General features: G+C 53.4%; 13 protein-coding genes. 2 read left to right on the top strand and 11 right to left on the bottom strand.

The annotated features are described in order from the left end of the window. The first annotated feature begins 146 nt into the window (after window positions 1-146). Window positions 147-734, top strand: coding sequence for a response regulator transcription factor (locus tag V3851_RS16670; RefSeq protein ID WP_331847682.1), 588 nt, complete (start codon window positions 147-149; stop codon window positions 732-734). On the opposite strand, the gene V3851_RS16665 is transcribed toward V3851_RS16670, so the two are convergent. From V3851_RS16665 to V3851_RS16650, 4 genes are all read right to left on the bottom strand, one after another. Beyond that, window positions 721-2196 (bottom strand): sensor histidine kinase, encoded by a 1476-nt coding sequence (locus V3851_RS16665; protein WP_331847681.1) that lies wholly within the window; start codon window positions 2194-2196, stop codon window positions 721-723. The two genes, V3851_RS16670 and V3851_RS16665, sit on opposite strands and share 14 nt — an antisense overlap. A 100-nt stretch (window positions 2197-2296) precedes the next feature. After that, on the bottom strand, window positions 2297-3643 hold the full coding sequence (locus tag V3851_RS16660) for an MFS transporter (RefSeq protein ID WP_331847680.1): 1347 nt from the start codon (window positions 3641-3643) through the stop codon (window positions 2297-2299). Between the two features lie 72 nt (window positions 3644-3715). Beyond that, on the bottom strand, window positions 3716-4876 hold the full coding sequence (locus tag V3851_RS16655) for a winged helix-turn-helix domain-containing protein (RefSeq protein ID WP_331847679.1): 1161 nt from the start codon (window positions 4874-4876) through the stop codon (window positions 3716-3718). 83 nt (window positions 4877-4959) lie between these two features. Further along, the gene (locus V3851_RS16650; protein ID WP_331847678.1) at window positions 4960-5154 is read right to left on the bottom strand and encodes a hypothetical protein; all 195 of its coding nucleotides are present in this window, start codon (window positions 5152-5154) and stop codon (window positions 4960-4962) included. A gap of 153 nt (window positions 5155-5307) precedes the next feature. Here V3851_RS16650 and V3851_RS16645 point away from each other — a divergent pair, with 153 nt between their 5' ends. After that, on the top strand, window positions 5308-5892 hold the full coding sequence (locus V3851_RS16645; RefSeq protein WP_331847677.1) for a Uma2 family endonuclease: 585 nt from the start codon (window positions 5308-5310) through the stop codon (window positions 5890-5892). Window positions 5893-6244: 352 nt separating this feature from the next. Here the strand turns inward: V3851_RS16645 and V3851_RS16640 are convergent, their stop codons facing one another. The 7 genes from V3851_RS16640 to rsiV all read right to left on the bottom strand — a co-directional run bounded on the left by V3851_RS16640 (window position 6245) and on the right by rsiV (window position 14268). Beyond that, window positions 6245-8017 carry a glycoside hydrolase family 13 protein gene (locus tag V3851_RS16640; protein ID WP_331847676.1) on the bottom strand — a complete coding sequence of 591 codons (1773 nt, stop codon included), beginning with the start codon at window positions 8015-8017 and terminating at the stop codon, window positions 6245-6247. Between the two features lie 158 nt (window positions 8018-8175). Beyond that, window positions 8176-10347, bottom strand: coding sequence for an ATP-dependent helicase (locus V3851_RS16635; RefSeq protein ID WP_331847675.1), 2172 nt, complete (start codon window positions 10345-10347; stop codon window positions 8176-8178). Window positions 10348-10405: 58 nt separating this feature from the next. Continuing rightward, entirely contained in the window at window positions 10406-10735 is a 330-nt protein-coding gene (locus V3851_RS16630; RefSeq protein WP_331847674.1) for a YnfA family protein, read from the bottom strand. Window positions 10736-10867: 132 nt separating this feature from the next. Continuing rightward, on the bottom strand, window positions 10868-11041 hold the full coding sequence (locus V3851_RS16625; protein WP_331847673.1) for a hypothetical protein: 174 nt from the start codon (window positions 11039-11041) through the stop codon (window positions 10868-10870). 71 nt (window positions 11042-11112) lie between these two features. Next, window positions 11113-11934, bottom strand: coding sequence for a class I SAM-dependent methyltransferase (locus V3851_RS16620; RefSeq protein ID WP_331847672.1), 822 nt, complete (start codon window positions 11932-11934; stop codon window positions 11113-11115). A gap of 19 nt (window positions 11935-11953) precedes the next feature. Further along, window positions 11954-12877, bottom strand: a complete 924-nt coding sequence (locus tag V3851_RS16615; protein WP_331847671.1) for a ketopantoate reductase family protein — start codon at window positions 12875-12877, stop codon at window positions 11954-11956. A gap of 185 nt (window positions 12878-13062) precedes the next feature. After that, on the bottom strand, window positions 13063-14268 hold the full coding sequence (gene rsiV / locus V3851_RS16610; RefSeq protein WP_331847670.1) for an anti-sigma-V factor RsiV: 1206 nt from the start codon (window positions 14266-14268) through the stop codon (window positions 13063-13065). Window positions 14269-14318 lie beyond the last annotated feature (50 nt).

The following is a 14318-nucleotide window of genomic DNA, read 5'->3' as shown; positions in this document are numbered from 1 at the left end:
CGGATTATAGGCATACCGTAAAACGGCGAACAGGATGAACTTTATTCACCTGGGGGTGAAAGAGGTTCATCCTATTCCTTCGCCGAACAAATTGATATACTGGGAGTAACTGTAAGCACCTGCTAAAGAGATGGAGGGTCATAAACATGGAGCGGATTCGGGTGATGCTGGTGGAGGACGATCCCTTTTGGAGGGATCATATTAGCGCGGATTTGGCAGACGAGCCCGATATCGTCGTAGCCGGAGTCGCTGCTACCAAAGAAGAAGCCGTGGATTTGGCCTCGCGCCTGGAACTGAACGTGATTCTGATGGACATTAACTTAACCGGCAACAACCTGGACGGATTGGATGCGGCGGAACAAATCTTGCGTCAGGAGCGGAGCCGTTCCGTTAAAATCATTATGCTGACCTCGATCACGGACAGCGAAGTCATTATGAAATCGTTCCGGCTCGGTGCCATGAATTATATAAATAAATCCAGCTACCAGGATATTTTGCAGGCGGTCCGCGAAGCGAACAGCGGGCGGGCATCGATTCACCCCGATGCCGCCCGCACGATGAGAAGCGAGGTGCAGCTTATGGAGCTGTCGCCGACCGAGCGCGAAGTGTTCGAGCTTCGCCGCAACGGGCTCAGCAAGCGGGAAATTTCCGAACGGCTGCATAAGTCGACGAATACGATCAAGACCCAGCTCCGCAGCATCAAAAATAAGCTGACGCATTTCAATATGGATTGAACGGGTCCAGCGGACGCGGGTCCGTACGGAGCTTAATACTCTGGGACGAACTGACGGGTTTGAATTTGTATCTGGGGAAGTGCAGCATAATAGTGGTCCCTTTGCCCGGTTCGCTCCGGGCGATGGAGAGTCGGCCCCCGTGTTTGGACATGACGCTGCTGCAGTAGGAAAGCCCGAGCCCGTAGTTTAGCGCATTTTTCTTGGTCGTAAAGAACGGTTCGAAAATTTTGATCAAATACTCCTGCGGGATGCCTATTCCGTTGTCGGCGATGGCAATTCGGAATTCCCGACGTACCAGAGAGGTATGCAGTCTCACTGCCCCGACCCCGTCGCCAGGCATGGCGTCGATAGCGTTGCGTATCAGATTCGACAGCGTCTCTCTGAGATGTACCCCATCGCAGGTAAGCCGCCCTTCCGCCCCGTAAGTTGCCGCTATCTCCACACTTCCGCCCTCCGTAAGCGTCCGCGACGAGGCGATGACCTCCTCCAGCAGCTCGCGTACATCATGATCGCTTTGATCCAGCGTGACATCCTCCGCCTTTTCCTTGATCCGGTTGACCATTTGAAGCAGATGAGCCGTCAACCCGTGCACCTGCCCAATCGTTTGAACCGCCCTGTCCGCCTGGCCTGCGGAAATCAGAGTACGAGCTTTCTCGGCCAGATAGTCGATTTTCTGAATTTCATTCTTGATGGAATGGTTCAAGATCGACACGCCCATCGTCAGCGTACGGATGGAATAATCGATCCGTTCCCGCTCGATGCGCAGCTTGATGCCAAGAAATCCGTGACGGAGCGTGAAGAACAGCACGGCGGCCACCGTGGCGAGTATGACGATAAAGTTGGCGCGCCACATCTCGTTGCTGTGCAAATTGAACGACCACCATCCCAGTTCCAGCACATCGAAGCCGACATAATCGGACATAAAAGCCCACACCATGACAAGCGGAAACAACAGCGTCCTTCGTTGGCTTTGCCTCTTGGGCCCGTTTTTTTCCCGGAAATACGCCAGTCCGTAAAATATACAGCCGACCGCAATATAAAGTCCGTCCCACCAGCGGAACCTGCTCATCTCTAAGTAATTCCATCGCCCGCTCTGCAAATGATCGGCAATCAGCAGCACCGTTCCCGGGAAGAGCAGAGCGGACCAGATCCACTTTTGAAGCGAAGACAACTTCTCGTTCAGCCATAGTCCGCTCATGCTGAAAACGTAAGGCAAAATGAAAAAGTAAATATTCATGGCAACCACGGTTGACAGATAGAGCAAGCGGCTTAGAAAAACAGGCATCCACCCGGCGTCCGCAAACAACGGCATAATCGACAGATGCATACTGAACGCGTAACTGGCCGATCCGCCAAGCAGGATTGCTAAACCGATCCAAATGTTGGACCTTGTTCTGTGAAATAAAATAAACAAGCCCAGCGACCACATCGACAGGAACATTAGAATATAAATAATCCGCACTTTAGCTGCTCCTTTAGAATTGCGAGATTCATTATTATTTTCTAATTATTCTCTGTGGTCTTCATAAATTCCTAATTTGTATGACGATATAAAACACGCCCTAATATATCGAATCCCGGACCGCGATTCCGGGGTCAGCCGATGAAGCTGTTTCTCCGGAGTTTGCGTTCGTGCTGGGGGCTGCCCAGAGCTTTCTCCCGAACAGAATGCCCAGTATACCGATGACCGTCATGGCGATGCCGATGATCAGGAATGCCGTACCGGCGGATACGGCCCGGATCAGCAGCCCGCCGGCCAGCGGCGCCGCCAGCATGACCAGGCTGGACATCGTATTTTGGATGCCGAATACCCGCCCGACGACCTCGGGTGAGGTTTCTTTTTGCAAAATATAATTCTGGCTAAGAATCGACGCTCCGTTGCCGAGGCCGATGAGAAAGCCGAACCCCAGCAAAAGCACGGTATGACTGCCCGGAGGACATAGTCCAAGCAGCGCGATGCCGAGGCCGATCAATCCGCCGCCACCGCCAAGCCCCCAGCGATAGCTGATTCGGCCCAGCCGGTTCAGAAGCGCAAGCATAATCACGGCACCCGCGCCGATCGCGGCGACAACTTGGCCCGTCAGGGCCTCATCGCCGGGAGATATGGATTTAAGCAGGGTAGTAAACTGGTAATCGATCATCAAAATGACCGTCAAACCGACAAACGCGAAAATGATCGTATTGAACACCCGTTTGTGCCGCCAGAGATAGGACCAGCCTTCCTTCCATTCGTTCCAGAAGCCTTGTTTTCCGATGTTTTCACTCTGAGGATGAACAGCCTCGTTATGTGAAACTACCTTTTTGGGGAGACGCCATAACGGGAGTAACAGCAGGGCGGACAACAGCCTTGCACCCATGTTGATCATGATGCAGGCTTGCGGAGACAGGGCGGCCAGCGTGACTGCGCCCAGCAGCGGTCCGGCTATTTTGGAGCCCTGATTCACCAGACCGTTGTATGAAGTTGCTTGCAGCAGCAAATCGGCCGGTACGACCCGCCGGGTCAACGCCTGTTGGGCGGGTACGTGGAACACGCTCGCCAAAGCCCGCAGCGCGAGCAACGGCAGCAGCCAAGCCATATTAGGGGCAAACAGAATCGCGCCCGACAATATCAAGGTGAGGAGATCGCAGATCGTCATCAATTTGGCCTGCTGCACACGGTCCGCAAGCGTGCCCGCAAAGGAGCTGAACAGTACAGACGGCAGCGCCATGACTACGGGAATCATTGCGATCATAAAGGGATCGAGACCCCAGCGGTAGACGACCAGTACCTGAATCGCAATGGCGTCGAACCAATCGCCGAACGAAGCCAGCGCATAAGCCGAGAACATGCTGCGAAAGCCGCGGATCGACCACAGCGTGGAGCGGGGTGCCGTCGAGGCTGAGGTTGAGGGTGAAGATGAGGATGACATTTGGGTTCCCTCCGTAAAAGAATCGTTTTTTTGCAGCATAACCGATCTTTATCAGAGGAATATCAGACGGGATTATGAATAATGTGCCGCCAGGAGTTCTTCGATAAACCGTTCGACTTCCGGCCGATACCGCGATAGCCGATATTCTTTGTCGACTGTTTCGGACAGGGAATCATATTTGCGTTGCAAGGGGCCTCCGGGGCAGAACTGATCCATAAACAAGCAGATCTGTTTGATCGCCGCCAAATAGAGCGGCATATGCAAGGACATGCCGAGCACCTCGAGCCCTTCGTCCAGGCTCTCCTCCGCTTCCCGTTCCCGGCCTTCGGCGAGAAGCCGCAGTCCTTTAAAAATGTTGTGCCTTCCTATTTCTCTCATATAGGGTTCTTTATGAAGAAGACGTTCCAATCTCGCCGAGGTCTGGTCAGCCTCCTTCCAGTTTCCCGCAATCAAATGAACGTACATCTCCATTAACGCAACCGGCATAACAAAACCGGTCAGTCCTTCGTTCTCGACCACGCGGCGGGTATAGTCAAACCGCTCGATGGCCTTCTGCGACCGCCCAGCATAGGCGTATGCCTCCATAATGTTCAAAATTTCCATCTCTCTATGCTGTACCGGAGTCATCAAACCCTGCCTCATCAGCGCTGCCTCGCAATATTCGACCAGCCGCTCCGGTTCGGAAGCAAATCCAAAGTAAAGAATGAGGAGCCAGTACAATCGCTCCCGCCGAGGAGTCTCTTCCGTCTCCAGAAACCACTTTATATCCGCCTGAATAAACCGGGTGTACGTCCGGTAAAAATCATCGACCTCGAATCCCAAAATTTCGTGTTGCCCAGCCAGAGCCACGATCGATCTGCCCTGACCAAGCAAATGGTACTTTTCAAACAGCCCCCGTATTGCCGACTGGATTTCACTGTCACGGACCGACGGATTATCCAAGTCTCTCTTCTCTTTCAAGGTCAGGCTGTATCCGTACCCCCGGACTGTATTGATTTGCACATGGCGTAGGGGCTGGAGTTTTTTCCGCAAGCGGTATATATGATCGTCCACGGTCCGCTCTACTGGGTACTCCAGCACCCATACGCGGTCCAGCAATTGCTCGCGCGTAAACGCCTGGCCCCGATGCTCATATAAAAATTGCAGCAGGGCGAATTCCTTGGCCAATAGCTCCACTTTCTCATTGCCGCTAATTACCGCATATCCTGCCGGATCAAAAATCAGCTCGGCCATGACGAATCTTCCTTCCGTTAAATCATATATGCAGCATTATACAGCATTTTTAAGAGGATTCAGAAGAATATCGTTTTAAAGTTTTACACCGCAAGACCGTTATACAATTGTTGGTAAAGCCCGCCCGAAGCCAGCAGTTCTTCATGCGTTCCCTGGGCGGCGATTTGCCCGTCGTCGATGACGATAATGCAAACCGCATGACGGATCGTCGACAGACGGTGAGCAATTGCGATGATTGTCCGTTCTCCCCTGAGACGCTCCATCGCTTCCTGAATCAATCGCTCTGACTCGTTGTCGAGCGCGGCGGTCGCTTCATCGAGCAGTAAAATCGGCCTCCGAAACCCCGCATAACAGCGGGAACGGAGGCTTTCTTTGCGAACAAATGTTGGTTATAATTTGACATATCATCTTTATCGAAGGAGGCTTTTGCGATGAAGTCCCGCGATGACAAACCGATCATCAAGGAGCAGCCTGCCACCTACGAAGATTATGCCCGGCTCGACGACGGCAACCGGTATGAGTTGGCCGACGGCGTGCTGGAGCTTATGACTCCAGCTCCGACTCCGAAGCATCAGGTAGTCAGCTCTACTATTCAGAATTTGCTGATGAATAGCTGCCAGTCCGAGTATATTATTCTGGCATCGCCCATTGACCTGATCTTATCGAACAAGGAAGTGCGCCAGCCGGATCTTGTCATGATCCACCGCAATAAGATCGACATTATTACTCAGCGGGGGATTGAGGGCATCCCCGATCTAGTCGCTGAAATATTGTCGCCTCATTCCGCCAAACGGGATAAGCTGATCAAGCGTAAAGTTTACGCCGATTACGGGATTCCCGAATACTGGATAGTCGATCCGCCTCACGAAACCTTGGATCAGTACGTCTTAGCCAACGGCCGGTACGAGCTGCTCAATGTATTCGACCGGGATGAGCCTGTCCGCTCGGACCGCCTCCCTTGCGTCTCCTTCACGATGGGCGAAATTGTGGATGCCGCAGCCGGGTTGCCGGGATAATCATATAGAAAGAAGCGAGTAAAGGCGGGACTTCAGTGGAAATATCCAATGAAATCCCGCCTTTTTTACACGTTCTCCCCGCTTAATTGGAAAATTCCAATGAATAACGGCCTGCCCCGAGTCGAAAGAGTGAATCCGTTGCTTCATATTGGATTTCTCCAATTGACGTTCACATCGAGGCCGGAAATCCACAATTCTATTGGATAAATCCAATTTGGAGGCTAGCAACCTGATTCCCGGCCTGTTCCCCCACATTATCCACAAAGTTATCCAGAAGTTATTCTAAGTTATCCAGTTATTCTTAAGTTACACACAACCCACCCTGTGAATAATGTGGATATAATAATGATGTTTATTTGAGAATTCCTATAATTCTGAACTGTTTAGGCTCCAAAGTAATGGACTTTATCCCCAACTCCGACAGCAGTTCCCGTTCTGTCCACAGGTCGATTGCCTTTCTTCCTTGCCATGCGGAAGGCAAAGCGAAATCGGCGGATTGATCTCCGTTATTTAGTACAACCACGATTTCGTGCGCCCCTCTTCCGCCATCGCCGCTTCTCGAAAAGGCGAATACGCCGGAAGCATCGTCGGCCTTCAGCACCCGCAGCCGCGAGTTCCCGGTCAGCGCCGAATGCGACTTGCGGATCGCGATCAGCCGCTGAACAAATCCGAGCAGCTCCCGGTCCTGCTTCGCGGGATCCCATTCCATGCACGGACGGTAATAGGCGAAGTCATCGCCGTCGCCCGTCAAACCGACTTCATCCCCGTAATAAATGCATGGGCTGCCAGGATAAGTGAACAGCAGCAGAAACGCCAGCCGCAGCTTCGCGCGGTCGTTCCCGCACTGCGTCAAAATCCGCGCCGTATCATGACTGCCAAGCAGATTGAACAGCACTTCGCTGACGTTCTCCGGGTACAGCTGCAAATGGCTCGTAAGCAAGTTGCCATAGCGGACAGGACCGATTTTCCCCTTCGCGATAAAATCGATGGTCGCTTCGGTGAACGGGTAATTCATCACCGCGTCGAACTGGTCGCCCTGCAGCCATGGCATCGCATCGTTCCAAATCTCGGCCACGATGTAAACATCGTCCTTGACGGCCCGCACGGTATTCCTGAATTCCCGCCAGAATTTATGGTCGACCTCGTTGGCCACGTCCAAACGCCAGCCGTCGATGTCGAATTCTTCGATCCAGTATTTCGCAACACCGAGCAAGTATTCCTTGACTTCCGGGTTGCTCGTCTTCCATTTGGGCATGTTGTCGGTAAAAGCAAACGACTCATAGCTTGGAAATTCTCCTTCTTCCTCGCCGAAGCTCAACATATGGAACCAGTCCGCATACCGGGACTTGGAGCCATGCTTAAGCACGTCCTGGAACGGAGCGAACATGTAGCCGGCATGGTTGAACACGGCGTCCAGCATTACGCGGATTCCCCGTTCATGGCACGCTTTAACCAGCTGCCGGAACGTCTCCTTGTCCCCAAATTGGGGGTCGATCTCCATATAATCCGTCGTATCGTATTTATGGTTGGTCGGCGATGTGAAGATCGGCGTCATATAAATGCCGGTGATCCCGAGCTCGGCCAAATAATCCAGATGCTGCATAATCCCCTCAAAATCGCCGCCAAAAAAACTGTCCGGCCCCGGCGTGTCGCCCCATTCGCCGTTCGTGTTCGTCTTCCGCCCCGGATTACCGTTGGCGAACCGCTCCGGGAAAATTTGATACCACACCGTATCCTTCACCCAGGCCGGCGCGTCAAACACATCGATGGCGTTCAAATACGGAAACCGGAAAAACCGGTTCTCCTCCACATCCTTCGTGAAGCCCATTTCCCCCAAAATCCACGTTTCGGCCCCGTCGGTGACCTCGAATTGATACACGAAGCGGTTATTTTCCGGCGAGATCGCAATAAACCAGTAGTCGAACAATTCGTCGGACGCCTGCTTTTGCATCGGCGTTTTATCGGACAGCATATGCCCTTCCGCCCAAGCATAAGGGTCCCCGTGAATCAGTTCCACCCCCGTCAAATCGTTCTTTTTCGCTCTCAGCCGGATATGCAGCGTATGAGCATCATACGCATAGGCATAACTGTTCTTCGGACGATGGTAAATCGCCTCTTTCATCATGTGCCGTCTCCTCCTTAAATTTCGGATAAAAAAAGAGCACAACTCCCATTAACTTAACGGGGTTGTGCTCGTCATTCCTTGAATGAACAAGTCAGGCATTGCCCTTATGTTTTTGAGTGTTGTGCTTACTTGGAGTATAAATCGGCCCGTTCCGGGTGTCAATCCCCAGTCAGCAACCCCATCTCCAGACAGGTATGCAGCGATAGCGTCTTGATTCCGGCGGAAAAAGAAATCTCGATCAGATCCCCGTGCAGACCGCGGACCTCCCCGCGTCCAAACACCCGGTGGCGGACCGCATCCCCCGGGGAGAAGCTTGCCCCGGCCGCCACGGGCAGTGCTTCCTCTTCCGGTGCAACGATCGAGCGAATGTGGGAAACAAAGCGCGATTCGGCGGTCTTTTCCCCGTTTCGCTCCCGGTAAGCCACAAGCTCAAGATGCCGCTTCGCCCGGGTCATGCCGACGTAAAACAGACGGACGGCCTCCTCCATCGGCGCCTCTTCCCCTGCGGCGTGCTTCTTGATGTCTTCGGAGGAAGGAATGATTCCGTCGATCAGGTCGATCATATACACCTTCTCAAATTCCAGCCCTTTCGCGCTATGGAATGTCGATAAAGTGACGGCATGCTCGCCTCTTCTCTTTTTCGAAGTTTTAAGCGCCGATTCCAGCGTTTTCAGCCGGTCCGCAAATTCCTCCATCGTCGCCAGACCGTCCGCGATTTCCTCCAACGTATTTAAAATGCCGAGCAAAAACTCCTTGCGCAGCCCGAGCCATTCGCTCGTTTTGTCCAGCGCCCTCTCATAGCCCAGCCTGCCGCGAATTACGGAAATCGCCTGAAAAGGCGGCATCCCGCGCATTTCCCGGAAGGTATCCCGCGCTTCCTCAATCAGTTTATATTGATAATCCTGCAGTTTAACGTTGTTCAACAGATTGTCGAACACGGATTCGTTATTGTTGATCGCCTTAAGCTCCGCCATCTGCTGTTTGCTGATATAACCGCTCATCTTCAAATGGATTTTCTCCAAAATATCGGGACGCCTGTCGGTAAAGGTCATCCGCATGAAGTTCAATATATCCTCCACCACCCAATGGGAGAAAAAGCGATTGTCGGCATCCTTCATGTAAAACGGAATCCCCGCCCGGTCAAGCGCGTTGATCAGCGCGACCGAGGACGAATTATTGCGGTACAATACCGCGACCTCGGAGAGCCTGTCCGACTTCCCCAGCTCCTGCACGATGTATTTCGTCTGCTGCCGGTTATCGTCCAAGCTGTGAATCGCGATTTCCTCGCGCTCCGTCCGGGCCGTAAACATGTTCTTGTCATAACGGTGCTTATTGCGCCGGATGAACAGGTTCGCCGCGTTGACAATATCGGGCGTCGAGCGATAATTTTGCTCCATAAACAGAAGCTCCGCCGCCGGATAAGTCTGACGAAAATTCAGCAAATACCCGGGTTCGGCCCCTCGCCAGCTATAGATGGACTGGTCGTCGTCGGCCACGACGCACAGATTGCCGTGTCCCCGGACCAGCTTCTCGATGATCGCATGCTGGACCAGCGAGGTATCCTGGCTTTCATCCGTGAGCACATAGTCATACCGCCGCTGATATTTTGCGAGCAGATTGCCGTCCCGCTCCAAAATCTCATTGCCCAGCGTCAGCATATCGTCAAAATCTAGCAGCAGTTGATTACTCCCCTGCCCTGCCCGTTTGAACGCTTCATACTCGCGCAAAACCGTCTCCGCTTCCCGGACTCCGGGCTTGACTGCGCCCCATTGCTCCGGGGAAAGCATTTTATTTTTGACATAACTGATATACGTCGTCAGCTCGTCCATTTGGTCGTCCGTTATATTTTCTCCGGTCAGCGATTTATAAATTTGACGCAAAATAGCCTGTTTGTGAAGCGGAATCTTTCCTTGTCCGTGGATCGGCCCGCCGGCAGTGTCCTCCGGGTCCGGCTCGCCGCCTCCCTCGATCATCTGATAGCGGATTCCGGCTTTGCGGAAATGCTCCCTGACAATCTCATAGGCAAGGCTATGGATGGTAGAGAAATCGGCCGCCGGGAGTCCGGGGAAAAACCGCTTGTAGCGCTCTCTCATATCGTTCGCGGCCGCCCGGCTGAAAGTCACCGCCTTGATCCGGGAAGGCTGCGCGCCCCGCCCTTCGATCAAATAGCCGATCCGCATAATGATCGTCGTCGTCTTCCCCGACCCCGGAGATGCAAGAAGCAGGACGGGCCCTTCGGTCTGGAGCACCGCCTGCTTCTGGATCTCGTTCAAGGCTATGCCTAGCTCTTGATGTTTATGTGTAAAAAACTCAGTATGTTCTATAATCATTGCTCACTATTACCCTTTCATGAAATGCCGTATTTCCGCTGAACCATCACCGGGAATCTCAGGACTGCCGCGGCCACCACAGCATCACGGAAACGCCGATCAGGCAGATGGCGGCCCCGATCCAATCGTAAGTATCCGGCGTCTTCTTGTCCACACCCCAGCCCCACAGCACCGAGAGGAGGACAAAGACGCCGCCGTATGCGGCATACACTCTCCCGAAGTTGGGGAATTTCTGCAAGGTCGGAATAATCCCGTACAGCACCAGAACCAAAGCGCCGATGATGCCGAACCAGTATGGCCGGCCCTCTCGCAGCCAGAGCCAGATCATATACCCCCCGCCGATTTCGGCGAGCCCGGCCAAAACAAATAAAATGATCGATTGGAGCATAAATCACCTTTTATCGATGGAATAAGTACCGTTGACCATATTTGAATTATACCTTTGGTTGTCCGGCAAGCAAAGAAAAAAACCGCCAACCGTCGGGAGGACCCGGCTTGTGGCGGCATATATGTTGAAATTTTAAATATTCTCGGCGTTCTTCAAAGCGTGCTCCCAGCTTGGAAAATAAAACAACGCGCTGCGCATCAATTGAGGATCGCTTTGCTTTACATGCTTTTTGCTGACGGAAACCCCGCTTTGTTGCAGTTGTCTGATCCGGTTGATCACCTGATCAGCATCGAGTGTAATATCCATTGGATCACCCCCTTTTTCCCATGTTTGCCATGATGGGGATGATCTATGCGCCCTATTGTGACAACTTTTCGCTATTTTATACCTAGTCGCAGCCTGTAACTGAACAGAATCTCCTTTGTTCCTCCCCGGAACAACTCCCGGGCGTGCGTACGGAACCGTTCGATGTCCGGTTCCAATTCTCCCAGCCCCAGCTTAAATACCGTTTGAAGTCCGCCCTGGCTTAACAGCAGGCCGACATAGCGCTCGGCATCGCAAATCTCTTTGTTGTGGAACACGATTTCGCGCGTATACCTGAAGACTCCGCTGTTTCGCAGGTTTTGCAGATGCTCGTTTTTATTCCGCTTGACCGCTTGTTCCTCTTGCTCCGTCTCCCGTGCGATCAAGGCATCCGCCTTCTCGCTCAGCAGGTTATATTCCTGTTCCAGGCGCCAGTCCAACACGGGCGGCCAATCACAGTCATAGGCGGCAAAAATCCCGCCCGGCTTCAACACCCGCCGCGCCTCCTCCAGCGTACTGACCGGCTCCATCCAATGAAACGACTGGGAGCAGGTGATGATATCCACCGATTCATCCGCCGCGTTCAATTGGTTGGAGTAACCGGGGACGAATGAAGTATGTCCGCTGCCGGGGAGCGCCCGAAGCTTCGCCTCGGCGATGCTTCGCATATCGTCGTTCGGCTCGACCCCGATCACACGCTCCGCCCGGTCCCGCCAGACCAGGGTGGACAAGCCCGTCCCGCAACCCAGGTCCATAACCAGGTCCGGCTTCCGCTCCAAATAATTCGACAACAGCTCCACTACCAGCTTGGGCGCCTCGGGCCGGTACCGGTCATACACATCCGCAAATCCGGAAAACCGCTCCACATTGCTCCGCAAATTCCCTTCAGGTATCACGCTTCATCCCGCCTTTTAATTAAGATAGCCTTCCGGTTATGCCGTAAACTCGCAAATTTTGATAAATCGCACGCACGAGCGGCGCTTCAATACCGTGATCCTTGGCGATCCGCAGCAGGTAGCCGTGCAGGTGGTCCGCTTCAACGGATAGGCCCTTTTCCATATCCCGCTGCATCGAGGATTTCATGCCGTACGACATATTCCCCATCGTCTGCATGTGCTTGTCCACGATGTCCGGGTCCAGCGGTGCGCCGTCGGCGAGCATGATCCGCTCGATTTCCCGGAAGAGGGACCGGATGAACTCCTCGCCGCCTTCCGCTTCGCGAATCGGGCCGATCGGCGCGCGCATCAGCGTCGTAACCCCGGCGATGGTCGCGATAAACAAATACTTATGCCATATATCCCGCTCAATATGCCCGCTGCGGATAAAAGCGGCCTGCGTCCCGCTCAAGGCGGACTCGATCCGGCGAATCCGTTCCGTCTCCTTCTGTCCGAACTCGCCGAACCGTACATAATGGTCTTTGCTCGTCTGCAGCACATGCCCTTCCCGGTCCAAGGTCGCCTCGATGAAGCACAATCCGCCGATCACCCGATCGGCTCCGAACGCCTCTCTTAGCAAAGGATAATGGGCCACTCCGTTCAACAGCGGAAGGATAACCGTTCCGTCGCCGACAAAAGGTTTCAAATCAGATAGAGCCCCTTGCAAATGATAGGCTTTGGTTGAAAACAGCACCAAGTCGTAGGGCCCGTCCGGGTCCGACGCCGTAACCGTCCGCGGATGAAGCGTCACATCCCCATTGATGCTGCGGATGATCAGGCCATCCTTGTCCAATTGTTGTTTACGTCCCTCGCGGACCAGAAAGGTGACGTCGGCCCCTTTCTCCGCCAATCGTCCGCCAAAATAACCGCCCACCCCGCCGGCACCGAGTACTAGTATACGCATACTGCTTCCTCCCGCTCTTCGAATAGTTATGGAATGCCTCGTTCCAGCCGCGGCATGATCTCTCTGTTTATTTTACATAGTTTCCGTTAAAGCGGGCAACCGGTTTGCGTATGGGCTAGCGAAGGTGCGAAGAAGACGCCGGCTCCTCCCTTTCGGAATGAACAGCGCCTTCCTCACATAGCCTTTTATTTGAGATAAGCATGACCGGCCAGTACGGATTCCAGCACCTCGGTCGGAATGACGAATTCCACGATACCCATATAACCGGGGGCGACCTCATATTCATCAAACGAAATGACGAGCCGGTTCGATGAATTAATGTAGAAGTTCTGATCCTTGGCTATTTCGGTAAAAGCGTCCGGCATATCCTCCGACGGTTCGGCCCAGTAAATGTTGTTCGGATCGTCCGTCATTCGTTGTTTCATCTGGGCCTTAATGTTATCGCTAATGATTCCGATATAACGGTCATCCGTAAACAAGCTGGGCAGCGTCAGCAAAACATGGTTTTGCTTATCCACCGTGTCATACCGGATGCTGGTCGCGGAGGAGCCCGCCGTTTCTTCCACATAGCGGCCTACGGACAACAGCAGCTCGGTATCCGTCTTGATGACGACGCCGCTGTCCACACGGAAACGACCGTCCTCGCCAACCGTTTTTTGGGCCTCCATTTCGGCCATGAACTTGTCATAAAGCGCCTTCCCTTCGTCAAGATACTTTTGATTCAGACTGCTCTCCAGCGACGGGTCGCCCAAATCGCCGACCGCTGGAACTTTAATATCCGCTTCATAATTTCCGTGATCGTCTTTATACTCCCGGATGGTCAGTACCTGAACCAGATTCCCCAGCACCGGAACTTCGGACAAGGTGCGGGCAAAGGCCGGGCTGGTGTTCAGGGCGGTCACGAAGATGACCGCCGCCGCGGCTCCGGACGCCCAGGTCCGCCGGGCCCGGATTCGGGAGCGTGAACGGGAAGCTTGGCCCGCCTCTTCCCGGGAATTACCTCCCGAATCGCTTTGGCGTTCTCTCTGTAGAGCCGATTTCACGACCTGATCCAATTCCGCGGGAATCGGGATGGATGCGTATTTCCTCTTCAATTCGTTCATATCACGCCCGGAATCCATGAACTCCAGTTCCGCATCGCTGGCTACGGCAACCCTTTTTCTCCGCCGCAAGAAATCCAGCGCCGAATGCACGACGATTTTGTAAAACCAGCTTTTGATCGCGGTCTCGTCTTTCAGCGTATCCGACCGGATCGCCTTGTGAATGGAGTCCTGGACGATATCGAGCGCATCCTCCTGATTTAAATCATAGCTGTACGCCAGCCGGTAAAAGTTTTCTTTGTTATGCATAACAAAATCAGCGATAAGTTCGTACTGCCTAGGCTTGTTCATCTTGCACCACCTGATTTCCTCTCGTTAGCTAACGTTGTAATTCAGACAAT

Origin of the sequence: Paenibacillus haidiansis (assembly GCF_036553665.1) — a bacterium.
GTDB classification, from domain to species: domain Bacteria; phylum Bacillota; class Bacilli; order Paenibacillales; family Paenibacillaceae; genus Fontibacillus; species Fontibacillus haidiansis.
Note: the sequence above shows the minus strand (reverse complement) of the source record. Positions and strands in the feature narration are given on the sequence as shown.